Origin of the sequence: Streptomyces venezuelae (assembly GCF_008642275.1) — a bacterium.
In the GTDB taxonomy this organism is placed as follows: domain Bacteria; phylum Actinomycetota; class Actinomycetes; order Streptomycetales; family Streptomycetaceae; genus Streptomyces; species Streptomyces venezuelae_E.
The window spans coordinates 5,450,611-5,473,172 of record NZ_CP029189.1 but is presented as its reverse complement, the minus strand read 5'-3'; the positions used below and the strand labels follow the sequence as shown (position 1 = coordinate 5,473,172).

The window sequence follows — 22,562 nt, the reverse complement described above, 5'->3', positions numbered from 1 at the left end:
GGGCGCCGGACCAGTGTGCGACAGACCAGGAGGACCAGTGAGCGGCGATCGGAACGAGAGGCGCGGCGGGACGTGGGACGTCCCGACGGACGATCAGTCCGACGCGGAGCCCGAGGTGACGGGCGAGTTCACCATCGACTACACCCCGCCTGCCTGGTACATGCAGGGCGGGGCAGCCCCGGCCGCGCGGGTACCGGGACTGCCCGAGGGCAGCGGCTTCGAGCCGCACCGCCCGTCCGAGCTGGATTCCCCCTCGACGATGCGGATCGCGCCGCCGGCTCCGCGGACGCCGTCCGACGGCGCCGGCTTGCCGGCTCCGTTCCCGCCCGCTCCCGCGGCCCCGGCCGACCCTGCCCCGGTGTACCCGCCTACGGCCCTGCCGTACTCGGCTCCGGCCCCGGTGCCCGCACCGGCCGAAGTCCCCGCGCCGTCTCCTTCTCCGGCTGCGTCTGCGTCTGCGGCGCCGGTCGAGCCTCCGGCTGCGGTTCCGGCTTCGGTCGATGCTCCGGCCCCGGCCCCGGCTCCGGGTCCGGGTCCGGGTCCGGGTCCCGTCGAGTCGGCCGTGCCGTATGCGACCCCGGCTCCGGCTCCGGCTCCGGCTCCGGCTCCGGCTCCGGCTCCGGCTCCGGTCGAGGATGCCCCTCCCGTGCTCGAAGCACCGGCCCCCCTTGCGCCGTTGCCGGTACCGGCCCCGGTCGCCGATGTGCCCGTAGCCGCGTCCGCGCCCGCTCCCGCCGCCGAGGAGGCCGCTGCGGAGCCGGCTCCCGCCGACGCCCCGCCCGTGGTGCCGTTCCCGGCCCTGCCGCCCGTCGACGTGGTCACGCCGTACCCGGCCCTGCCGTCGGCGCCCGTCGCGGAGCCGGCCGCCGAGGCGGCGGCGGAGGTCCCGGCCGCGCCCTGGGCCGGACCGCAGGACACTCCCGCCGAGGGAACGCCCGTACTCCCGCCCGCCGAGCAGCCCGTGGCGGTGCCGCCGCCGGCACCGGTCGGCCCCGCGGACGCGCCGCCCTCCGTCACGGAGACCCCGTTCGGGGGACCTGTCGGCGAACTGCCCGCGCCGCCCCCCGCGTTCGGGACCCCGGACGCCTACCCCGTCGCACCGCCGGCTCCCGCACCACCACAGCCCCAGGAGCCGCAGCACTACGACCCGCGCACCGCCGGCCAGTGGTCGGCCGGGCCGGGGCCGCAGCAGCCCCCTCAGCACCACCAGCCGCAGCCCCAGCCGCACGACCCTCGCTACTCGGCCGGCCAGACCGGCGGCGGAGCGCCCCTCGGCTACACCGCCGCCGTCGAGCTGTCGTCCGACCGTCTGCTGCGTAACAAGCAGAAGCCCAAGAACAACAACGGCGTCGGCGGCCGGTTCCGCTTCGGCGGCAAGGCGGCCGAGGTGGAGCGCCAGCGCAAGCTGGAGCTGATCCGCACCCCGGTCATGTCCTGCTACCGCATCGCCGTCATCAGTCTCAAGGGCGGCGTCGGCAAGACCACGACCACCACCGCCCTCGGCGCGACCCTCGCCACCGAGCGGCAGGACAAGATCCTGGCGATCGACGCGAACCCGGACGCCGGTACCCTCGGCCGGCGCGTGCGCCGCGAGACCGGCGCGACGATCCGCGACCTGGTGCAGGCGATCCCCTACCTGCACTCGTACATGGACATCCGGCGGTTCACCTCGCAGGCGCCCTCCGGCCTGGAGATCATCGCCAACGACGTGGACCCGGCCGTCTCCACGACCTTCAACGACGAGGACTACCGCCGCGTCATCGAGACGCTGGGCCGCCAGTACCCGATCATCCTCACCGACTCGGGCACCGGCCTCCTCTACTCCGCCATGCGCGGCGTCCTGGACCTGGCCGATCAGCTGATCATCATCTCGACCCCGTCCGTGGACGGGGCGAGCAGCGCCAGCACCACCCTCGACTGGCTCTCCGCGCACGGGTACGCCGACCTCGTCTCGCGCTCCCTCACCGTCATCTCCGGAGTCCGCGAGACCAGCAAGATGATCAAGATCGAGGACATCGTGCAGCACTTCGAGACCCGCTGCCGCGGTGTCGTCGTGGTGCCGTTCGACGAGCACCTCGCGGCCGGCGCCGAGGTCGATCTCGACCTGATGCGGCCCAAGACGCGCGAGGCGTACTTCAACCTCTCCGCACTCGTGGCCGAGGACTTCCTGCGGGCCCAGCAGCAGGCCCCGCAGGGACACTGGGGTGCGCCGCAGCAGCCCCAGGCCCCGCAGCAGCCGTACGGGCAGCAGCCCCCGCAGCAGCCGCAGCCGTACGGCCAGCCCCAGGGCCAGCAGCCCCCGTACCAGCAGCCGCCGCAGCCCCAGCAGCCCCAGCCCTACGGCCAGCCGTACCCCCAGCCCGGCCAGCCCTGGCAGCAGCCCCATGCCCCGCAGCAGCCGCCGCCCCACCCCCAGCAGCCCCCGCGCGACCCGCGCCTCGGCTGAGCTGCCGCACGGCGAAGGGCCCGTACCACCCCTGGGGTGGTACGGGCCCTTCCGCTTCGTGTCTCGTCAGCGCTTCATGTCGTACGCGTCCGTCAGCACCCGCGCCCGCTTCACGTCGTCCGCGATCGCTTCCAGCAGCCCGTCCAGCGACTCGAACTTCGCCATGCCCCGCACGTAGGCGAGGAAGTCGACGGCGACGTGCATCCCGTACAGGTCCAGCCCCACGCGGTCGATCGCGTACGCCTCCACGGTCCGCTCGGTCGCGTCGAACTGCACGTTCGTCCCCACCGAGATCGCCGCAGGCATCCGCTCGCCGTCCGCCGTCAGCCAGCCCGCGTAGACCCCGTCCGCCGGGATCGCGGTGTGCGGCTGCGTCTCGACGTTCGCCGTCGGGTAGCCGAGTTCGCGCCCGCGCTGCGCACCGCGCACCACCACGCCCTCGACCCGGTGCGGGCGCCCCAGGATCTCGGCCGCGCCGTCCATGTCGCCGTCCGCGACCAGCCTGCGGGCCAGCGTCGAGGAGAACGGCACCCCGCCGCCCGCCTCGCCCCGCTCGACCAGGTCCACGACGTCCACCGCGTAGTCGTACGTCGAGCCCAGCTCGCGCAGGAAGTCGACGTTCCCCGCGGCCCGGTGGCCGAAGCGGAAGTTCGGGCCCTCGATGACGGCGCGCGCGTGCAGCTTGTCGACGAGGACCTTCACGATGAAGTCGGCCGGGGACAGCTGGGAGAACTCCGCCGTGAACGGCAGGATCAGCAGCGCGTCCACGCCCAGCCCGGCCATCAGCTCGGCACGCCGGTCGTAGGGGGCCAGGATCGGCGGATGGCTGCCGGGGCGGACCACCTCGCTCGGGTGCGGGTCGAAGGTGACCACCACGGACGGGACGCCGAGCTCACGCGCCGTGGCCACCGCCCGACCGATGATCAGCTGATGTCCCCGGTGCACGCCGTCGTAGGAGCCGATGGTGACGACGCTGCGTCCCCAGTCCTGGGGGATGTCCTCCAAGCCACGCCAGCGCTGCACTGTGACCGCTCCTCGCCCGAACCCGTTTAGTCCTTGAACTGATTGCCGATTGCAGGTCTAAGACTGCCATGCCGGTGGCCGGTGCCCCGCATCGGCATCTGACTGGATGCGCCACCGTGTCTGTCGTCACGTCACATCGGCGGCCGCCCTGCTGAGCGTCTCCACCGTCCGCCGGGCACTCGGCCCGAGCAGGGCCGCGGCCTCCGCTCCCGCCGTCGCCAGCCAGCGGGCCACCAGCGCCCCGAAGGCCGGTTCGGCCCGGGCCAGCTCCACCGTCCGCCGTTCGAAGACCGCCGCCCCGCCCGGGGCCCGCAGCAGCTGCCGTCCGGTGCGCCGCAGCAGCTCCCGCGTACGGTCCTCCGCGCGCACGGCGGCCTTCGCGGCGAGGGCCCCGAGGAACACGTCGAGCACGTCCGGATCGGCCTCCTCGCGCAGCAGGGTGTCCGCGAGCTCCCCCCGCAGCGGGTACGAGGCCGCCCCGCCGGGCGCGGCCAGTACGACGGCCAGCTCCGCCCGCACCCCGGCCGGCGCACCGAAGAGCAGGTCCAGGACCAGCGGCCGCACCACCGACGCGGCGGCCGGTCCCTGGTCGAGCCGCCGGTCCACGAAGAAGGCGGCGTGCGGGGCGTCCCCGGGACACCGCGCGAGGTGCTCCCGTACGAGCTCGGCGGCCCGGCGGGCCAGCCCCGGCGTGGTCAGCGCGGCCAGGGCGCGCACCACCTCCCCGTCGGCCCGGGCGCGCAGGGCGTCGAACACCTCGTCCGGGTCGGGCAGCACCGGCAGGGCCGCGACCAGCGCCGCCGCGGGCAGCCTGGAGCCCGACTCGGAATCGCGGAAGCAGGCGAGGGCGTCGGGCAGGTAGCGGCCGCGCACCTGCGGGTCGCGGAGCAGGATCGCGAGGGCACTGCCGTGCAGGGTGGTGTCGGCCGGGCGGGCGAGCAGCGCCCGGGCGGCGTGGCGCAGCAGCTCGCGGTCGGCGGGGGTGCGCACGTGCGGGGCGGTGGCGAGTCCGTAGGCGGCGGCCGCGACCCGCCGCCCGGGCCGTTCGTCGTGCGCCCAGCGGGCGACGGCCCGGCACAGGGCGGAGGGCTCCTCCTCGGCGAGTACGGCGAGCAGCTCGTCCGCGCGCGGGTGTGCGGTGGTGACGAGCGCCTCGGTGAGATCGTCCACGGCGAGCCCGCGGTGGGTGTGCAGCAGGGCCTGCGCGGCGGCGGCGACGGTGGCCCCGGGGCGGCCGCGCAGCCGTCGCGAATCGGTGAACCAGGCGCAGAGCAGTGGCTGCGCGCGCTGCGGGTCCCGCGTGAGGCGGCGGGCCGCGGCGTCGAGGTAGCGGTCGCCGGGGACCGCCTCGGCGGGGTCGGCGGGCAGCAGCCGGCGCAGCAGGTCGAGCCGGTCGGGCTCGGGCAGCCGGAGCCGGTTCCAGAACCAGCCGCCGAACTCCCCCGGGCCGGCCCGGGCCACGTGCTCGGCGAGGGCGTGCAGGACGGGGAGGTGGGGGCGGGCGTCGGGGGCCCGGAGCAGGGTTTCGCGCAGCAGCCGGGCGGCCCACCAGGCACGGTCGGCGGTGGCCCGCTCCGGCTGCTCGGTGAAGCGGTTGAGCCGGTGGACCAGCCCCGTGAGCTCGCCCCCCAGCCGGTCGGGGGCGAGCCTGCGCAGGGCCTCCAGGACCGGGCCGATCCGGTGCCGGGGCACGGGCAGCCCGGGCTCGGCGGGACCGTGGACGAGCAGGCGCAGGGCCGACGGAACGTCCAGGTGGGCGGCCTGGATCCAGTCGGACAGCTCCTCGTGGGCGAAGCGGTAGCCGGGCCCGGCGGGTACGAGCAGCCCTTCGGTGAGCACCGCGGAGGCCCAGCCGGTGCGCCAGGGGAACAGCTCTTCGAAGGAGGCACGGTCCAGCTGCCCCTGCCCTGGCCCCAGGGCGCGCCGCGCGGCCTCGTGGACCCGGCCGGCCACGCGCGCCGCGAGCCGCCGCACCCCGGGCCCGTGCACCCGGGCGCCCCCGGCGTCGGCGCAGGCCGCGGCGATGCGGACGGCGGTGCGCAGGCACATCAGGTCCAGGTGCGCGGCGAAGACCTCGTCGCGGCCGGGGCGGCCGGCGGTCACCTCGGCGGCGCGGACCCCGGCGAGCAGGTGCAGGGTGAGCGGGTGCCGCGCGTCGGCCTCCCGGACGGCGTCGGCGGGGATGCCGAGGCGGGCCCGGAGGGCCTCGGCCCCGGCGGCGTCGAGGTCCGCGAGGGGCAGGGCGGGCGGCAGCCGCCGGGCCGGGCGGGCCGGGGTGTGCAGTGCCTCGGGCGGGTAGAGGGCGCCGGCCGCTTCCCAGTACTCGGGCTGGGCGGCGACGACCAGCCGGGCGCCGGTCGCGTGCAGCCACTCGGCGGTGGCGGTGGTCCAGGGGCCGAGGCGGTGGGCGAGCTCCGGCGGCATCTCCTCCGGGGCGTCGAGCACGACGAGGAGGCGTCGGCCGGCGCGGGCGACGACGTGCGCAAGGTGCGAAGCGGCTCCCGCCGGGGCAGCGGATTCCTCGGCGGGGCCGGGCCGACCGGAGGCGGCTCCGGCGGACGCGGGCCCGGAGGGGGCGGGCCCGGAGGGGGTACCTCCGGCGGGGGCCCGGCCTGCGGGGGTGGGCCCGGCGGGCGTGGGTGGCGGGGGGATGTGCCGGGTGTCGGGCGGGGTTCCGGTGGGGCCGGGTGCGCGCCGGGGCGTCTCCTCGGGCGCCGAACGTGACGAGGGGTCGGAACGCTCGGCGGCAGTGCGTTCGGCGCCCTGCGGGGATCGCCCCGACACACCCCCGGTCCCACCGGAACCAGCCGGCACACCCCCGGGCCTGGAGGAACCAGCCAGCACACCCTCGGAACCGGCGGAGCCAGCCGGCACACCCCCGGACCCGCCGGAACCAGCCGGCACGCCCCCGGACCCGCCGGAACCGGTGCCGTCGGCCGTGCCCGTCGTGGGGGGCGGTGTGGTGGGGGCTTCGGGGCGGGCGGATCGCGTGATGCGGGCTGCCTCCGTCAGGGCCCGGGTCGCCGCGTCGGCCAGGGAGGTGTCGGCGGCCTGCAGGTCCGCGCCGCGCAGCCACAGGGTCGGTGCCGGGCAGGCTCCCCGTGCACGGTGCAGGGCCAGGGCGGCGAGGGCCGTGGTGCGGCCGGTGCCCGGGTCTCCGACGAGGCCGAGGACCGGGCGCTCGCCGGTGGTGAAGGCGGCCAGCTCGGCGGCGGTGCCCGGGCGTTCCACGGGTTCCGGCCCGGCCGAGGGGAGAGTGGTGGCGGTCAGTTCCAGCGCCCCGGCGAGGTTCAGGTCGGCTCCGTGGCCGGGCACGGTCGCGGCGTTGCGCTCCAGCAGGGCGGCCAGCGGGCCGTCCGGCTCGGCGTCGGCGGCTGCCCGCAGGGCCACCGCGAAGCCTCCGGAGCGGTGGTCCGCCCGCAGAGTGGTGCCCACCACCGCGAGCACCGCTCCGGTCCTGGCGTCGAGGACCGGCCCCCCACAGGCCTCCCCGCCCAGCAGCAGTGCGTCCCGGCCGTCGGTGCCGATCGCCAGCTCCACGGCCACGCCCGTGGGAAGGGCGTGGGACCGGTCCACCGCCGGGTGGCTGACCTCCGCTGCGCCCAGCACCCGCGCCTGCCGCCATCCCCGCGCGGGCAGCCGTACGTAGGTCCCGGGATCGATCAGCTCGCGCGGCGCCACCGGAAGCGGCCGCACCCCGAGTCCGTCGGTGCGGATGAGGGCCAGCGCCAGGCCGGGCAGCGCGGTCACGTCGGCCGCCTCGGCGATCCAGGTCCGTCCCGGCGCGTGCAGCACGACCCGGGTCAGGCCGTCGACGGCCTCGTGACCGGTGACGACCGTTCCGCGGTCGTCGGCGACGAACCCGCTGCCGCGCTCCCGCCCGGCCTGATCGCAGATTTTGACGAGCTCCGCCATGGCCGCACCACTCCCTGCAACGCCCCGTTCCACGACGGTAGGCAGGTGAAGATCAGCACGAAAAGCACGCGAGGTGAAAGCGCCCCCTTACGCTCCCTCCATTCACTCCGAGCGCCTGCTCGGACGGGTGAATACAGGGGTCCGGGTGGATAGAGACCTACCCGAGGGGGGTCGTGGAGCGGTGAGCGGCAGTACCTGTGCGCTCACCGCTCCACGTCAACGGTCAGGCGAAGACCGCGAGGGACTTGGCCTTGCCGTTCTTGTTCTCGACGAGTCCAAGCAGCTGCCCCTGCGGCCCGAAGACGGCGACCGTGCGGCCGGCCTCGTACTCCTGCGGCATGTCGATCCGCACGCCGTTGGCGAGCAGCGAGGCGCGCCGGGCGTCCAGGTCCCAGCGGGGGAAGGCCGCGGCGGCCGCCTCGCCGATGGGCATGACGGTCAGCTCCTCCTGGAGCTGGTCCAGGGTCCGTGCCTTGTCGAGCTTGTACGGGCCCACGCGCGTGCGGCGCAGCGCGGTCAGGTGCCCGCCGACGCCGAGGTCGGCGCCCAGGTCACGGGCGAGGGCGCGGATGTACGTACCGCTGGAGCAGACGACGGAGACGACGAGGTCGACGACCTTCGTGCCGTCCTCGGCCTCCGCCTCACGCATGTCGTACACCTGGAACGACGAGATGGTCACCGGCCTGGCCGGGATCTCGAAGTCCTCGCCGTCGCGGGCGCGCTTGTAGGAACGCACGCCCTTGATCTTGATGGCGCTGACCTTGGACGGGACCTGCATGATCTCGCCGGACAGCTTGGCGATGCCCGCGTCCACGGCCTCCCGGGTGACGCCGGTGGCGTCCGTGGAGGAGGTGATCTCGCCCTCGGCGTCGTCCGTCAGGGTGTCCTGGCCCAGGCGGATCGTGCCGAGGTACTCCTTCTCCGTGAGCGCGAGGTGGCCGAGGAGTTTGGTGGCCTTCTCCACGCCCAGGACCAGCACGCCCGTCGCCATGGGGTCGAGCGTGCCGGCGTGGCCGACGCGGCGGGTCTTGGCGATCCCGCGCATCTTGGCGACCACGTCGTGCGAAGTGAAGCCGGACGGCTTGTCGACGATGACAAGGCCGTCCGGAGTCTTCCCTGCGTTGGTGCTCATTCCGCGGCTGCGTCCTCGTCGGAGTCGTCGGCGTCCTCACCGGGCTTCTTGTACGGGTCGGCGTCGCCGGCGTACTGGGCGCCGGAGGACACCTCGCGCACCTGGGCGTCGGAGGTCCGTGCCTTTTCGAGGAGGTCCTCGATCGTCTTGGCGTTCTCCGGGAGGGCGTCCGCGACGAAGGTCAGGGTGGGCGTGAACTTGGTGCCCGCCGCCCGGCCGACCGCGGAGCGCAGGACGCCCTTGGCGCTCTCCAGGCCCGCCGCCGCGCTGGCGCGCTCCTCGTCGTCGCCGTAGACCGTGTAGAAGACCGTGGCCTCCCGCAGGTCGCCGGTGACCCTGGTGTCCGTGATGGTCACGTGCGTACCGAGGCGGGGGTCCTTGACTCCGCGCTGCAGCTTCTCCGCCACCACCTCCCGGATGAGGTCCGCCAGCTTCTTCGCCCGCGCATTGTCGGCCACTGGTCCGTCTCCTTCTTATGTCTTGCTGTCAGTCTTCATCACCGTGGAGGCGCCGTCGTACGGACAGCAGCTCCACTTCCGGACGCGCCGCGACCAGCCGCTCGCAGCGGTCGAGTACGTCCGAGAGGAACCCCGCGTCCCCACTCACCAGAGCGACCCCCACCCGGGCCCTGCGGTGCAGGTCCTGGTCGCCCACTTCAGCCGCGCTCACGGAGAACTTGCGTTGGAGCTCGGCCACGATGGGCCGGACCACGGAGCGTTTCTCCTTCAGCGAGTGAACGTCGCCGAGGAGCAGATCGAAGGACAGAGTCCCCACGTACATGCAGTTCCGGATATCCCGCCGGTGCGGGTTCGGTGGCCTGCCGGCCGTCGCTCGGCAGGGTCACCAGAACCGTACACGCAACGGCCGGGGCCGATCGACGGATATTCCGCCGACCGGCCCCGGTGTGACGCGCTACGACCTGGTGCGATGTGCCTCGCGCTTACGCGCGCGGCTTCTCGCGCATCTCGTACGTCGCGATGACGTCGTCGATCTTGATGTCGTTGTAGCTGCCGAGGTTGATACCGCCCTCGAAGCCCTCGCGGATCTCGGTGACGTCGTCCTTGAAGCGGCGCAGACCGGAGATGGTGAGGTTCTCGGCGATGACCTTGCCATCGCGCAGGAGCCGCGCCTTGGTGTTGCGCTTGACCTCGCCGGACCGGATGAGGACACCGGCGATGTTGCCCAGCTTGGACGAGCGGAAGACCTCGCGGACCTCCGCCGTACCGAGCTCGACCTCTTCGTACTCGGGCTTGAGGAGACCCTTCAGGGCCGCCTCGATCTCCTCGATGGCCTGGTAGATCACCGAGTAGTAGCGGACGTCGACGCCCTCGCGGTCCGCCATCTGCGCAGCACGGCCGACGGCACGGACGTTGTAACCGATGACGATGGCGTCGGAGCCCATCGCCAGCGAGATGTCCGATTCGGTGACCGCACCCACACCGCGGTGCAGGACGCGGATGTCGACCTCTTCGCCGACGTCGAGCTGGAGCAGCGAGGACTCGAGAGCCTCGACCGCACCGGACGAGTCGCCCTTGATGATGAGGTTGAGTTCCTGGACCAGACCGGCCTTGAGGACCGAGTCGAGGTCTTCCAGGGACACCCGGCGGACGCGCTTGGCGAAGTTGGCGTTGCGCTCGCGCGCAGCACGCTTCTCGGCGATCTGACGGGCGGTGCGGTCCTCGTCGACGACGAGGAAGTTGTCGCCGGCGCCGGGGACGTTGGTGAGACCCAGGACCAGGACGGGGGTCGCGGGACCCGCTTCCTCGATGTTGTTGCCCTTGTCGTCGAGCATGGCGCGCACACGGCCGTAGGCATCGCCCACGACCATCGTGTCGCCGACGCGGAGGGTACCGCGCTGGACGAGGACGGTGGCGACGGCACCGCGGCCACGGTCGAGGTGGGACTCGATCGCAATACCCTGAGCGTCCTGCTCCGGGTTGGCGCGCAGGTCGAGCGAGGCGTCGGCGGTGAGGACGACGGCCTCCAGCAGGGAGTCGATGTGCAGACCCTGCTTGGCGGAGATGTCGACGAACATCGTGTCGCCGCCGTACTCCTCGGCGACCAGACCGAACTCGGTGAGCTGACCGCGCACCTTGACCGGGTCGGCACCCTCGACGTCGATCTTGTTGACCGCGACGACGATCGGGACGCCGGCGGCCTTGGCGTGGTTGAGCGCCTCGATCGTCTGCGGCATGACGCCGTCGTTGGCCGCGACCACGAGGATCGCGATGTCGGTCGACTTCGCACCACGGGCACGCATGGCGGTGAACGCCTCGTGACCCGGGGTGTCGATGAAGGTGATCTTGCGCTCTTCGTCGTTGACGTCGGTGGAGACCTGGTAGGCACCAATGCCCTGGGTGATGCCACCGGCCTCGCCCGCGACGACGTTCGTCTTGCGGATCGCGTCGAGCAGTCGGGTCTTACCGTGGTCGACGTGACCCATGACGGTGACGACCGGCGGACGCGGGAGCAGGAACTCCTCGCCGCCCTCGTCCTCGCCGAACTCGATGTCGAAGCCCTCGAGGAGCTCGCGGTCCTCTTCCTCCGGGCTGACGATCTGGACGACGTAGTTCATCTCGCCGGCCAGCATCTCCAGCGTCTCGTCGGAGACGGACTGCGTGGCGGTGACCATCTCGCCGAGGTTCATCATCACGGCGACGAGCGACGCCGGGTTGGCGTTGATCTTCTCCGCGAAGTCGGTGAGGGAGGCACCGCGCGACAGGCGCACGGTCTCGCCGCCACCGCGCGGCAGCATCACGCCGCCGACGGACGGGGCCTGCATGGCCTCGTACTCCTGGCGCCTCTGACGCTTGGACTTGCGACCACGACGGGCCGGACCACCGGGACGGCCGAAGGCACCCTGCGTGCCACCACGGGCACCGGGACCACCGGGACGACCACCGAAGCCGGGACGACCGCCGCCGCCGGCGCCGGCCGGACCGCCGCCGAAGCCGCCGCCACCCGGACGGGGACCGCCGAAGCCGCCGCCGCCCGCGGGACGCGAGCCGGGACCGGCCGGACGGCCGGCGAAGCCGCCGCCACCGGGACGACCGGCGCCACCGGGACGGGGACCGCCCGCACCGGGACCACGGCCACCGGGGCCGCCGCCGGGACGGGGACCGGGACCACCGGCAGCGGGACGCTGCGGCATCATGCCCGGGTTGGGACGGTTACCGCCGGGAGCACCGCCCGGACGCGGGGCGCCGCCCTGCGGACGGGGCATGCCGCCCGGGGTCGGACGGGCGCCGCCGGGACCCTGCGGACGCGGAGCGCCACCGGGACCACCCTGCGGGCGGGGAGCACCCTGGCCGCCGCCGGCGCCGGGGGCACCGGGACGGGGCGCGCCGGCCGGACGGGGCGCCTGCGGGCGCGCCATGCCGGTGGAGCCACCAGAGGTGAACGGGTTGTTGCCCGGACGGGGACCCGCCGGACGGGCGCCCTGCGGACGCGGCGCCTGGGAGCCGGGGGCTCCGGCGGGACGCGGCGCCTGGGCACCGGGAGTGGCGCCGGCCGGGCGCGGGGCGCCGGGACGGGCGCCGGCCTGGCCACCCTGGCCCGGACGCTGCTGCGTCGGACGGGGGCCGGGCGCCGCGGCGGGACGCTCGGTGCGCGCCGGGGCGGCGGGAGCCGCCGGGGGCGCGGAGAACTCGGTCGCCACGGGCGCCGCCGGAGCGGGCTTCGGGGCGGCCGGAGCCTTCGGGCCGGGACGCGGGCCGGAGGCGGCCGGCGTCACGGGGGCTGCGGTCGGAGCCTCGGCGGCGGCCGGCTTGGGGGCCGGCGCTCCGGGCTTCGGGGCAGCGGGACGTGCCGCGGCGGCCGGGGAGGGCGCCGCGGGCTTGGCGGGCGCGGCCTTGCGGGGCGCGCCGGGCTTTGCAGCGGACTTGCCGGCGTTGCCGCCGGGCCCCTGCAGTGCGTCAGTCAACTTGCGTACAACCGGCGCCTCGATCGTCGAGGACGCCGAACGGACGAATTCACCGAGTTCTTGGAGCTTGGCCATGACGACCTTGCTCTCCACCCCGAACTCCTTGGCGAGTTCGTATACCCGGACCTTAGCCACTTCGCTCCTTTTAGGTCCGGGTTACGCCGGACCGTCGCTACTTCATGGGCGTACTCATCGCGTACTCATCGAGTGCTCATCGCAATCTCGACCTACTTCCAACTCGCGAGGTACCTGACCGCACGGGGTATCCGTGCCGTACTACTTCTTTACGGTGTGCCCGGCCTCACCGGCCACGGCTTTGCGCAGGTTCTCCGTGTCGAGCGCTCCGGCGGACCGAAGGGCCCGGGGGAACGCACGGCGGCGAATCGCCTGGTCGAGGCAGACCGCGGCGGGGTGCAGGTAGGCACCCCGTCCCGGCCGCGTACCGCGTGGATCGGGGACGCATGCGTCCCCGTCCGCCACGACGCGCAGCAGTTCGTTCTTGGCCGCTCGCTCCCGACACCCCACACAGGTGCGTTCGGGGCATGCGCGGGCTTGCGTCCGGCCAGACACGCCTAAGTCTACCTCCCCGCACCGACCTCTCTCCCGGCACGTCGCGGGGGAAGGATCGAACGGCTGTCGTGTTGTCTTGTATCCGCCGCCGGAACAGCGGCGGCGGACCCTGTCTACCGTCCGGGGAAGCCCGGACGGTAGCGGTTTATTCCCCGCCCCGGTCCCGGTCGGCTTCCGGGGACGCCTCGGTGTCGGGACGGATGTCGATGCGCCAGCCGGTGAGCCGCGCGGCGAGGCGGGCGTTCTGGCCCTCCTTGCCGATGGCCAGGGACAGCTGGTAGTCCGGCACGGTCACCCGGGCGGACCGGGAGTCCCAGTCGACGACCTCGACCTTGCTCACCCGGGCGGGTGACAGCGCGTTCGCGACCATCTCCGCCGGGTCGTCCGACCAGTCGACGATGTCGATCTTCTCGCCGTGCAGCTCGGCCATCACGTTGCGTACGCGGCTGCCCATCGGGCCGATGCAGGCGCCCTTGGGGTTCAGGCCCGAACGGGTGGACCGGACGGCGATCTTGGTGCGGTGACCGGCCTCACGGGCGATCGCCGAGATCTCGACGCTGCCGTCGGCGATCTCCGGGACCTCCAGCGAGAAGAGCTTCTTCACCAGGTTGGGGTGGGTGCGCGAGAGGGTCACGGACGGGCCGCGGACACCCTTCGCCACCCGCACGACATACGCCTTCAGGCGCAGACCGTGCGTGTACTCCTCGCCGGGGACCTGCTCCTGCACCGGCAGGATGGCCTCCAGCTTGCCGATGTCGACGAGGACGTTCTTGGGGTCCTTGCCCTGCTGGACGACGCCGGTGATGACGTCGCCCTCGCGGCCGGCGAACTCGCCGAAGGTCAGGTCGTCCTCGGCGTCGCGCAGACGCTGCAGGATCACCTGCTTGGCGGTCGTCGCGGCGATCCGGCCGAAGTCCGACGGGGTGTCGTCGAACTCCTTGGGCTCCTGGCCCTCTTCGAGATCCCTCGGGTCTTCCGTCGCCCACACGACCACGTGACCGTTGGTGCGGTCCAGCACGACGCGAGCGCGGCGGAAGCTCCCCTCGGTCCGGTGGTACGCGATGAGGAGGGCCGACTCGATCGCTTCGACGAGCAGGTCGAAGGAGATCTCCTTCTCCCGGACCAGACCCCGCAGGGCACTCATGTCGATGTCCACGGCTACGCCTCCTCTTCCTTCTTGTCCTTGCGGTTGAACTCGATCTCGACACGCGCCTTGGCGATGTCGGTGAATGCGATACGTCGGGCGGTCGCCTTTCGGCCCTTCACGCCCGGTACTTCGAGGTCCAGGCCCTCGTCGTCGACGTCGAGGATGCGGGCGACCAGTTCCCCGGCCCCCTTGGCGTCCTCGGCGGACAGCTGGAACTTCACGAGGCGGCCGACGGCCCGTACGTAGTGACGGTGCTCGGTCAGCGGGCGGTCGGCGCCCGGCGAGCTGACTTCGAGGACGTACTCGTCCTCACCCATCACATCGGTTTCGTCGAGCTTGTCGGAGACCTCGCGACTCAGCTCGGCACACGCGTCCAGTTCCACGCCCTCGTCGGAGTCCACGATGATCCGCAGCATCCGGCGCTTGCCCGCCCGCGACATCTCGATCTCTTCGAGGTCCAGGCCCTTGGCGGCGACGAGCGGCTCCAGCAGTCCGCGCAGCCTGTCGCTCTGGGTGGTGCTCATCCGGGTGACTCCTCGGCCGCGTGTGCTGTTGTGGTTTCCGTCGTGTGTCAGGTCAAAGGGTATCCGGTGTCGGGGGGTGTTGCCGTCCGCCCTGTGGACAGGGCCCCGGGTACCGTGATCACACCCTGCCCCGCCATCGGTCCCGCCATCAGGCCCGCCATCACCCGGAGGACGTCGCCGTGCCCTGGACTCTGCCTTCGAGACCCTCGCGCAGGAGCCTGCTCGCCGGTGCGGCCGGTGCCGCACTGCTGACCGGGTGCTCGGACGGCCGTGCGACCGACGCCGCCCTCACGATTCCACTCGAACGGCGGATGCGGGAGACGGCCGTCCGTGACAGTGCGCGGCTGCTGGAACGTTACGACGCCACGGCGGCCGCCCATCCGGCCCTGGCCGCGCGGCTCGCTCCGCTGCGTGCCGCCGTCGCCGCCCACACCGCGGCCCTGTCCCTCACCCCTTCGGCCCCGCCGTCCCCTTCCCCGTCCCGGTCCGGCGGTACGGGGGCCGCCGCGCCCGCGGCGAGCGGCGGGCCCGTGCCCCAGGCTCCCGCCGAGGCCCTGACCGCGCTCGCGGACGCCGAGCGGAGCCTGTCCGAGTCCCGGACGATCGACCTGGCCGGGGCACCCGGGGAGCTGGCCCGGCTGCTGGCCTCGGTGGCCGCCTGCGGCGCCGTCCACGCGTACCTGCTGACCTCGACCCCCGGAGCCACCTCGTGAAGCCCGAACCCTCCCCCGCCGGCCGGGTCCTGGAGGCCGCCCAGGCCGCGCTCGCCGCCGAGCACGCGGCCGCGTACGGCTACGGGGTGATCGGTGCCCGTTCCGCCGGCGAGCGCGCCAAGCAGGCCCGGGAGGCGTACGGCGGTCACCTCGCGCGGCGCGACGTGCTCGCCCGGACCGTACGGGAGCTCGGCGGCGCGCCCCGGGCCGCGGAGGCCGCGTACGCCCTGCCCTTCGAGGTGCGCACCGCGGCCGACGCCGAGCGGCTGGCCGCCGAGATCGAGGACCGGGTGGCCGGCGCGTACTCCGACCTGGTGCGCGCGGCGGAGGGTCCGCTGCGCCGCGAGGCGGCCGACGCGCTGAGCGCGGCGGCAGTGCGCGCGGCACGCTGGCGTGGTGTCGGCGTAGCCTTCCCTGGGCTCGCAGAACGCGCTGACGAGGCGCAACGGGCCCAGCACAGCTGAAAGGGACCACGCACGCATGGCTTTCGAACCGCCGCAGCGGCTTGTACGGGCGCTCGGCGAGATGCCGGAATCGGCGCAGGACGCGGACTGGCTGGGGCAGTTGCCCCGACTCACCGAGGCCGCGCTGGCCCGGCGCGGGGTGGAGGCCCGGCGGGTGCAGGCCCCGGGTGGCCGCAGCAGCCTGGTGGTCCTCGTCACGTACGCCGACGGGACTCCGGCCGCACTGAAACTGGCACCCCCGCACGCCCGGCCCGACCGCGAGCTGGCCGCGCTGGCCCACTGGGGCGGCTTCGGGGCCGTACGGGTCCTCGACACCCGGCATCACGACGACGACGGGGCGCTGCTGCTGGAGCGGCTGCATCCGGAGGTGTCGCTGCGGTCGCTGCCGGAGGCGAAGGCCCTGCTGGAGGCGAGCGGCACGCTGCGCCGGCTGTGGGTGGCGCCGCCGGCCGGGCACGGCTGGGAGACGGTGGCGGAGCGCACCGAGTGGCAGTCGCAGGCCTTGCGGGCGGCCCCGGCGGAGACCCGGGCCCTGGCGGACTCGGCGCTGGCGGTGCGGGCGGAGCTGGTGGCGGCCGCGCCGGAGGAGCTGCTGCTGCACGGGAACTTCCGGCAGGGCAAGGTGCTGGCGGGCGAGCGGGCCCCGTGGCTGACGGTGGGACCGGATCCGCTGGTCGGGGAGCGGGCGTACGACCTGGCGCGGCTGGTCCGGGACCGGCTGGAGGACCAGGTGGCCTCCTCGGCGGGTGCGGCCGGCGCCCGGCGCCGGGTGAACAAGCTGGCGGACGCGCTGGAGGTGGACCGGGAGCGGCTGCGGGGCTGGACGCTGTTCCGTGCGGTGGAGTCGGGCAACCGCGCGCTGGCCGCGGGGCGGCGCCGGGACGCGGAACTGCTGCTGGAGTTCGCGGCCTGGTTGTAGGGCATACCGTAGATATCGAGGTATGTCCGGCAGGGGGCCGTCATGGTCGAAGAACTGCTGACAGCGGTCGTGGCCACGGGTGTGGCCGCCGTGGTCTACGTGGGCGCCGCTGCCCGGGTGGTCAAGCAGTACGAGCGGGGTCTGGTCTTCCGCTTCGGCAGGCTGCGCGAGGAGGTCCGCGGTCCCGGCTTCACGACGATCGTTCCGTTCGTGGAGCGGCTGCGCAAAGTCAACATGCAGATCGTGACGCTGCCTGTGCCCGCGCAGGAGGGCATCACCCGGGACAACGTCACGGTGCGCGTGGACGCGGTCGTGTACTTCAAGGTCGTCGACCCGGCGAGTGCGATCGTGGCGGTGGAGGACTACCGCTTCGCCGTCTCACAGATGGCGCAGACCTCGCTCAGGTCGATCATCGGAAAGTCCGACCTGGACGATCTGCTGTCGAACCGGGAGATGCTCAACCAGGGCCTGGAGCTGATGATCGACAGCCCGGCGGTGGGCTGGGGCGTGCAGATCGACCGGGTCGAGATCAAGGACGTCTCGCTGCCGGAGACGATGAAGCGGTCGATGGCCCGGCAGGCGGAGGCGGACCGCGAGCGCCGGGCGCGTGTGATCAACGCGGACGCGGAACTGCAGGCCTCGCACAAGCTCGCCGAGGCGGCGGAGGTCATGTCGGACCAGCCGGCGGCGTTGCAGCTGCGTCTGCTCCACACGATCGTGGCGGTCGCCGCCGAGAAGAACTCCACGCTGGTGCTGCCGTTTCCGGTGGAGCTGCTGCGCTTCCTGGAGCGCGCGGTCCCTCCGCCGACGGCGGCGCCCGCGCGGGAGGAACCGGCCCCGGCCGGCCCGGCTTCCGAAGGCCCCGGGCCGGCCGAGGTCGCGGACGCGGATGCGGGCGCGCTCGACGGAGCCCCGGTTCCGGATGCCCTCGGCGGGGCGGCGGACGGGCTGATGCTGGACGCGCCGCCGGAGGAGGAGGAGGAGGAGCGGGAGGGGCGGCGCGAGTAGCCGCTGCGCGGGGCCGTCCCCGACCCGCCCTTCCACCGTTCCCCGGGCTCCGCCCGGACCCGGTCCTCGAACGCCGGACGGGCTGGAACGGCCCGGCCCCGGCCAAGATCCAGCCTCGCCGGCGCTTGAGCCCCGGAAGGCCGGGGCGCGGCAGGGCTACGGCGTCAGGCGGGAGAGGGCTTCCGTCAGGGGGAGTTCCTCGCGGCTGCCCGTGGCGCGGTGCTGGAGTTCGACCACGCCGTCGGCTGAGCGGCGGCCCGCCACCAGGATCCACGGCACGCCGATCAGTTCCGCGTCCGTGAGCTTCACGCCGGGCGACAGGCCCGGGCGGTCGTCCAGCAGCACGCGCAGGCCCGCCGCGGCCAGGGCCGTCGCCGCCTCCTCCGCCAGCGCGAGCGGCACCGCCTTGCCCGCGGCCACCACGTGGACGTCGGCCGGGGCCACCGCCGCGGGCCAGCACAGGCCGCGCTCGTCCGCCGTCTGCTCGGCGAGCGCCGCCACCGCGCGGGAGACGCCGATGCCGTAGGAGCCCATCGTGACCCGGACCGGCTTGCCTTCACGGCCCAGGACGTCCAGCCCGAAGGCGTCCGCGTACTTGCGGCCCAGCTGGAAGATGTGCCCGATCTCGATGGCCCGGTCGAGCTTCAGGCCCGCCCCGCAGGAGGGGCAGGGGTCGCCCGGCTCCACGACCACCACGTCCAGGTACCGGTCGACCTCGAAGTCCCGCCCGCAGACCACGTTGCGGGCGTGCGTGTCCGCCCGGTTGGCCCCCGTCACCCACGCGGTGCCGGGCGCGACCCGGGGGTCGGCGAGGTAGCGGACCTTCTCCAGGCCCTGCGGGCCCACGTAGCCGCGTACCAGGTCCGGGCGGCCCTCAAAGTCCTCGGCCGTCACCAGTTCCACCACCGCCGGGGCCAGGTGCTCGCCCAGCTTGCCGAGGTCCACCTCCCGGTCCCCCGGTACTCCCACGGCCGTGATCTCACCGTCGACCTTGACCAGGAGGTTCTTCAGCGTGGCCGAGGCCGGTACGCCCAGGTGCGCGGCGAGGGTCTCGATCGTGGGTGTGTCCGGGGTGTCCACCTCCTCCAGCGCCGGGTGCTGTGCGGACACCGGGGTCAGGGCGAAGGTCACGGCCTCCGTGTTCGCCGCGTAGCCGCAGGAGGGGCAGTCCGCGAAGGTGTCCTCGCCCGCCCCGGCCGGGGCCAGGAACTCCTCGGACGCCGAGCCGCCCATCGCGCCCGACACCGCCGACACGATGCGGTGGTCCAGGCCGAGCCGCTCGAAGATGCGGACGTACGCCTCGCGGTGGAGCCGGTAGGACTCCTCCAGGCCCTCGTCGGACACGTCGAAGGAGTACGAGTCCTTCATCTGGAACTCGCGCCCGCGCAGCACCCCGGACCGGGGCCGCGCCTCGTCGCGGTACTTGGTCTGGATCTGGTAGAGCATGACCGGCAGGTCCTTGTAGGAGGTGCACTGGTCCTTGACGACGAGGGTGAAGATCTCCTCGTGGGTGGGCCCGAGCAGGTAGTCCGCGCCCTTGCGGTCCTTCAGCCGGAACAGCAGGTCGCCGTACTCCGACCAGCGGCCGCTGACCTCGTACGGCTCCTTCGGCAGCAGGGCCGGGAGCAGCACCTCCTGGGCCCCGATGGCGTCCATCTCCTCGCGGACGACCCGCGAGACGTTGTCCAGGACCCGCTTGCCGAGCGGCAGCCACGTCCAGACCCCGGCCGAGCTGCGCCGGACGTATCCGGCGCGGACCAGGAGCCGGTGGCTGAGGGTTTCGGCGTCGGCCGGGTCCTCGCGGAGGGTCTTGGCCATGAGGCGGGACATGCGCTGTACGTGGTGCGTAGCCATGCCGGGAGGTTACCGGGGGCCCGCCGGTCGGCGGTACCGGTTTCAGGGCCTGGTCAGGGGCAGGGTGGCGCCCATGACGGCGTACGGCAGGCTCGCGCTCGGGAAGTGGACCTGGCGGGCGAGGTCGGCGTAGCCGAGGGTCCGGTAGAGGCCGCGGGCGGGGCTCTCGGTGTCGATGGCGGACAGGATCGAGCGGGGCTCGGCGGCGGTGTCGGTGATGCCGGTGATCAGGGCGCGGCCGACGCCGTGGCCCTGGAAGCCGGGGTGGACGTGCAGCTCGGTGATCACGAAGGAGCCGTCGAGCCAGCCCTCGTGCCCGCCGGCCCGCAGGTAGGGTTCGACGACGGTGGACCACCAGTGGGTGCGGTCGTTCGGCATCCCGTACACGAATCCGGTGAGCGCTCCGTCCTCGGCGAACGCCCCGAGGGCGCGGGCGCCCCGGCAGGTCATGTGGCGCTGGACGATGTAGCGCCGGATGCCGACCTCCTCCTCGCTGAGGCCGAAGGCGACGGCCTGCACGCGCAGGGCCTCGTCCACGCGGGCGGCGAGGTCGAGGGGACCGATGCGGACTCCGGAAGGCAGCGACATGCGGCGACCTTACTTCGCGGTACGGGGCTGCCGGAATGCCACAGCCGGGGTCCGTGGGCCAGTGATCCGCAACTGGTGCGGCCAGGCGCCGGAGCCGGGCGTCAGAAGAGCACGCTCATGAACGCACCGACCTCGCGGAAGCCCACGCGGCGGTAGGCCGCCCGCGCGGCGGTGTTGAAGTCGTTCACGTAGAGGCTGACCACGGGGGCCACGTCCCGCAGCGCGTACTCGACGACGGCGGCCATGCCGGTCTCCGAGTGGCCGAGGCCGCGGAACTCGGGGTCCACCCACACGCCCTGGATCTGGCAGGCGCGGGCGGTGGCGGCGCCGATCTCGGCCTTGAAGACGACCTTGCCGTCGTCGACACGGGCGAAGGAGCGGCCACCGGCGACGAGCTCGGCGACGCGGGCCTGGTAGAGCAGCCCGCCGTCACCGGCCATCGGCGAGATGCCGACCTCCTCGGTGAACATGGCCACGCAGGCGGGCATGATCAGGTCCATCTCGTCCTTGCGGATCCGGCGGACCTGCGGGTCGGCCTCGACCGTGGTGGACGGGCGCTCGATGACCATGAGCGGCTGGTGGGAGCGGACCTCGCGGGCCGGCCCCCAGCCGGGCTCCAGGAGCTGCCACAGCAGCCGGGTGGCCTCGGCGGGGCCGACGATGGAGGAGCAGCGGCGGCCGGTGCGGCGGGCCCGGTCCGCGAAGGCGCGTACGGCGTCGGGTCCGGCGCAGACGGGGACCAGATTGGCGCCCGCGTAGCAGAGCGAGCGGAGCTCGCCGTCGGCGTACCAGCCCCACATCTCGCCGCCCAGGCGCCAGGGGTCGAGTCCGGCGACCTGGACCCGGGAGGTGACGAAGGCGTTCTCGACCGGCTCGCGTCCGAGGATTTCCATCGCGGCGTCGAGATCACTGGGCTCAAGGACCCGGGTGGTGGTCTGCGTCAACACTGGGGCCTCACCATGCAAGTCTGCTGATCTCCGCACTGTACCCGGCGGGGCCCGGGGATGCCGCGTCCGAGGTCACGAAAGAGCCCCGGACCGCCCCCGAACTGCGGGAACGGCACCGGGGCCACTGACGGTGCGGGATCTCCCGGAGGGATCAGACGCCGATGGCGACGGTGGGCTCGCCGCTCATCACGCCGTCCTTCTCCATCTGCTCGGCGATCTTCATGGCCTCTTCGATGAGGGTCTCCACGATCTTCGACTCGGGGACGGTCTTGATGACCTCGCCCTTCACGAAGATCTGGCCCTTGCCGTTGCCGGAGGCGACGCCGAGGTCGGCCTCACGGGCCTCGCCCGGGCCGTTGACGACGCAGCCCATGACCGCGACGCGCAGCGGGACCTCCATGCCCTCCAGGCCCGCCGTGACCTCCTCGGCCAGCTTGTAGACGTCGACCTGGGCGCGGCCGCAGGACGGGCAGGAGACGATCTCCAGGCGGCGCGGCTTGAGGTTGAGCGACTCCAGGATCTGGATGCCGACCTTGACCTCCTCCGCCGGCGGGGCGGAGAGGGAGACGCGGATGGTGTCGCCGATGCCCTCGGAGAGCAGCGCGCCGAAGGCGACGGCGGACTTGATGGTGCCCTGGAAGGCGGGGCCGGCCTCGGTGACGCCCAGGTGCAGCGGGTAGTCGCAGGCGGCGGCGAGCTGGCGGTAGGCGTTGACCATGACGACCGGGTCGTTGTGCTTGACCGAGATCTTGATGTCGCCGAAGCCGTGCTCCTCGAAGAGGGAGGCCTCCCACAGCGCGGACTCGACCAGGGCCTCGGGGGTGGCCTTGCCGTACTTCTTCAGGAGGCGGGCGTCGAGGGAGCCGGCGTTCACACCGATGCGGATCGGGGTGCGCGTCTCGTTCGCGGCCTTCGCGATCTCCTTGACCTTGTCGTCGAACTGCTTGATGTTGCCCGGGTTCACCCGGACCGCGGCGCAGCCGGCGTCGATCGCGGCGAACACGTACTTGGGCTGGAAGTGGATGTCGGCGATGACCGGGATCTGCGACTTCTTGGCGATCACGGCGAGCGCGTCGGCGTCGTCCTGGGTCGGGCAGGCGACGCGGACGATGTCGCAGCCGGAGGCGGTGAGCTCGGCGATCTGCTGGAGCGTCGCCCCGATGTCGGAGGTCCTGGTCGTGGTCATCGACTGCACGGAGATCTGTGCGTCGCCGCCGACGGCCACCTTGCCGACCTGGATCTTGCGGCTGACCCTGCGGTCGGCAAGCTTCGTCGGCACGGCCGGCATTCCGAGAGAGATGGCAGTCATCTGCTGTGCAACCCCAAGGTGTGGATCAAGGTCCCGAGATCGGCGGGCTCCAGGCTTCGAGATTACGCCAACCACGGCGCG

General features: G+C 73.5%; 18 protein-coding genes. 5 read left to right on the top strand and 13 right to left on the bottom strand.

Annotation, left to right across the window (positions count from 1 at the left end; genetic code table 11):
• Positions 1-13: 13 nt before the first annotated feature.
• A complete protein-coding gene (locus tag DEJ51_RS24560; RefSeq protein ID WP_411757347.1) occupies positions 14-2,446 on the top strand; it encodes an SCO5717 family growth-regulating ATPase in 2,433 nt (810 codons plus the stop codon).
• Between the two features lie 66 nt (positions 2,447-2,512).
• On the opposite strand, the gene DEJ51_RS24555 is transcribed toward DEJ51_RS24560, so the two are convergent.
• The 9 genes from DEJ51_RS24555 to rimP form a co-directional block, all read right to left on the bottom strand.
• Entirely contained in the window at positions 2,513-3,469 is a 957-nt protein-coding gene (locus tag DEJ51_RS24555; protein ID WP_150259792.1) for a bifunctional riboflavin kinase/FAD synthetase, read from the bottom strand.
• Positions 3,470-3,595: 126 nt separating this feature from the next.
• Positions 3,596-7,384 (bottom strand): serine protease, encoded by a 3,789-nt coding sequence (locus DEJ51_RS24550; protein ID WP_150259791.1) that lies wholly within the window; start codon positions 7,382-7,384, stop codon positions 3,596-3,598.
• Between the two features lie 223 nt (positions 7,385-7,607).
• Positions 7,608-8,516 carry a tRNA pseudouridine(55) synthase TruB gene (gene truB / locus DEJ51_RS24545; protein WP_150259790.1) on the bottom strand — a complete coding sequence of 303 codons (909 nt, stop codon included), beginning with the start codon at positions 8,514-8,516 and terminating at the stop codon, positions 7,608-7,610.
• Positions 8,513-8,974 (bottom strand): 30S ribosome-binding factor RbfA, encoded by a 462-nt coding sequence (rbfA, locus tag DEJ51_RS24540; protein WP_150259789.1) that lies wholly within the window; start codon positions 8,972-8,974, stop codon positions 8,513-8,515. Before rbfA ends, truB begins: the two co-directional genes overlap by 4 nt.
• 28 nt (positions 8,975-9,002) lie before the next feature.
• Entirely contained in the window at positions 9,003-9,296 is a 294-nt protein-coding gene (locus tag DEJ51_RS24535) for a DUF503 domain-containing protein (RefSeq protein ID WP_150259788.1), read from the bottom strand.
• Positions 9,297-9,456: 160 nt separating this feature from the next.
• Complete coding sequence (gene infB / locus DEJ51_RS24530) at positions 9,457-12,573, bottom strand: translation initiation factor IF-2 (protein WP_150259787.1); 3,117 nt, start codon at positions 12,571-12,573, stop codon at positions 9,457-9,459.
• 141 nt (positions 12,574-12,714) lie between these two features.
• Positions 12,715-13,008, bottom strand: coding sequence for a YlxR family protein (locus DEJ51_RS24525; protein ID WP_150259786.1), 294 nt, complete (start codon positions 13,006-13,008; stop codon positions 12,715-12,717).
• A gap of 145 nt (positions 13,009-13,153) precedes the next feature.
• Positions 13,154-14,164, bottom strand: coding sequence for a transcription termination factor NusA (gene nusA, locus DEJ51_RS24520; RefSeq protein WP_150259785.1), 1,011 nt, complete (start codon positions 14,162-14,164; stop codon positions 13,154-13,156).
• A 2-nt stretch (positions 14,165-14,166) separates the two neighbouring features.
• Positions 14,167-14,679 (bottom strand): ribosome maturation factor RimP, encoded by a 513-nt coding sequence (rimP, locus tag DEJ51_RS24515; RefSeq protein ID WP_150259784.1) that lies wholly within the window; start codon positions 14,677-14,679, stop codon positions 14,167-14,169.
• A 179-nt stretch (positions 14,680-14,858) separates the two neighbouring features.
• Between rimP and DEJ51_RS24510 the strand changes: the two genes are divergently transcribed.
• From DEJ51_RS24510 to DEJ51_RS24495, 4 genes are read left to right on the top strand one after another with little or no spacing between them, the layout of a single operon-like run.
• Positions 14,859-15,392: a hypothetical protein gene (locus tag DEJ51_RS24510; RefSeq protein ID WP_150259783.1), complete on the top strand. Its 534-nt coding sequence runs from the start codon at positions 14,859-14,861 to the stop codon at positions 15,390-15,392.
• The gene (locus DEJ51_RS24505) at positions 15,389-15,856 is read left to right on the top strand and encodes a DUF4439 domain-containing protein (RefSeq protein ID WP_223835947.1); all 468 of its coding nucleotides are present in this window, start codon (positions 15,389-15,391) and stop codon (positions 15,854-15,856) included. Before DEJ51_RS24510 ends, DEJ51_RS24505 begins: the two co-directional genes overlap by 4 nt.
• Before the next feature lie 16 nt (positions 15,857-15,872).
• Positions 15,873-16,775, top strand: a complete 903-nt coding sequence (locus DEJ51_RS24500) for an aminoglycoside phosphotransferase family protein (protein ID WP_150259781.1) — start codon at positions 15,873-15,875, stop codon at positions 16,773-16,775.
• Positions 16,776-16,817: 42 nt separating this feature from the next.
• Positions 16,818-17,783, top strand: coding sequence for a slipin family protein (locus DEJ51_RS24495; RefSeq protein WP_223835946.1), 966 nt, complete (start codon positions 16,818-16,820; stop codon positions 17,781-17,783).
• 156 nt (positions 17,784-17,939) lie between these two features.
• On the opposite strand, the gene DEJ51_RS24490 is transcribed toward DEJ51_RS24495, so the two are convergent.
• The 4 genes from DEJ51_RS24490 to ispG all read right to left on the bottom strand — a co-directional run bounded on the left by DEJ51_RS24490 (position 17,940) and on the right by ispG (position 22,481).
• Complete coding sequence (locus DEJ51_RS24490; protein ID WP_150259780.1) at positions 17,940-19,637, bottom strand: proline--tRNA ligase; 1,698 nt, start codon at positions 19,635-19,637, stop codon at positions 17,940-17,942.
• Between the two features lie 42 nt (positions 19,638-19,679).
• Positions 19,680-20,225, bottom strand: coding sequence for a GNAT family N-acetyltransferase (locus tag DEJ51_RS24485; RefSeq protein ID WP_150259779.1), 546 nt, complete (start codon positions 20,223-20,225; stop codon positions 19,680-19,682).
• 101 nt (positions 20,226-20,326) lie between these two features.
• A complete protein-coding gene (locus DEJ51_RS24480; RefSeq protein WP_150262119.1) occupies positions 20,327-21,169 on the bottom strand; it encodes a GNAT family N-acetyltransferase in 843 nt (280 codons plus the stop codon).
• A 154-nt stretch (positions 21,170-21,323) separates the two neighbouring features.
• Positions 21,324-22,481, bottom strand: coding sequence for a flavodoxin-dependent (E)-4-hydroxy-3-methylbut-2-enyl-diphosphate synthase (gene ispG, locus DEJ51_RS24475; protein WP_030386345.1), 1,158 nt, complete (start codon positions 22,479-22,481; stop codon positions 21,324-21,326).
• Positions 22,482-22,562 lie beyond the last annotated feature (81 nt).

Bases quoted from the DNA above. Each gene is read 5' to 3' on its own strand.
- DEJ51_RS24500 (WP_150259781.1), top strand. From the start codon at position 15,873: ATGGCTTTCGAACCGCCGCAGCGGCTTGTACGGGCGCTCGGCGAGATG.
- truB (WP_150259790.1), bottom strand. From the start codon at position 8,516: ATGAGCACCAACGCAGGGAAGACTCCGGACGGCCTTGTCATCGTCGAC.
- DEJ51_RS24550 (WP_150259791.1), bottom strand. From the start codon at position 7,384: ATGGCGGAGCTCGTCAAAATCTGCGATCAGGCCGGGCGGGAGCGCGGC.
- DEJ51_RS24490 (WP_150259780.1), bottom strand. From the start codon at position 19,637: ATGGCTACGCACCACGTACAGCGCATGTCCCGCCTCATGGCCAAGACC.
- rimP (WP_150259784.1), bottom strand. From the start codon at position 14,679: ATGAGCACCACCCAGAGCGACAGGCTGCGCGGACTGCTGGAGCCGCTC.
- DEJ51_RS24495 (WP_223835946.1), top strand. From the start codon at position 16,818: ATGGTCGAAGAACTGCTGACAGCGGTCGTGGCCACGGGTGTGGCCGCC.
- DEJ51_RS24535 (WP_150259788.1), bottom strand. From the start codon at position 9,296: ATGTACGTGGGGACTCTGTCCTTCGATCTGCTCCTCGGCGACGTTCAC.
- ispG (WP_030386345.1), bottom strand. From the start codon at position 22,481: ATGACTGCCATCTCTCTCGGAATGCCGGCCGTGCCGACGAAGCTTGCC.
- DEJ51_RS24485 (WP_150259779.1), bottom strand. From the start codon at position 20,225: ATGTCGCTGCCTTCCGGAGTCCGCATCGGTCCCCTCGACCTCGCCGCC.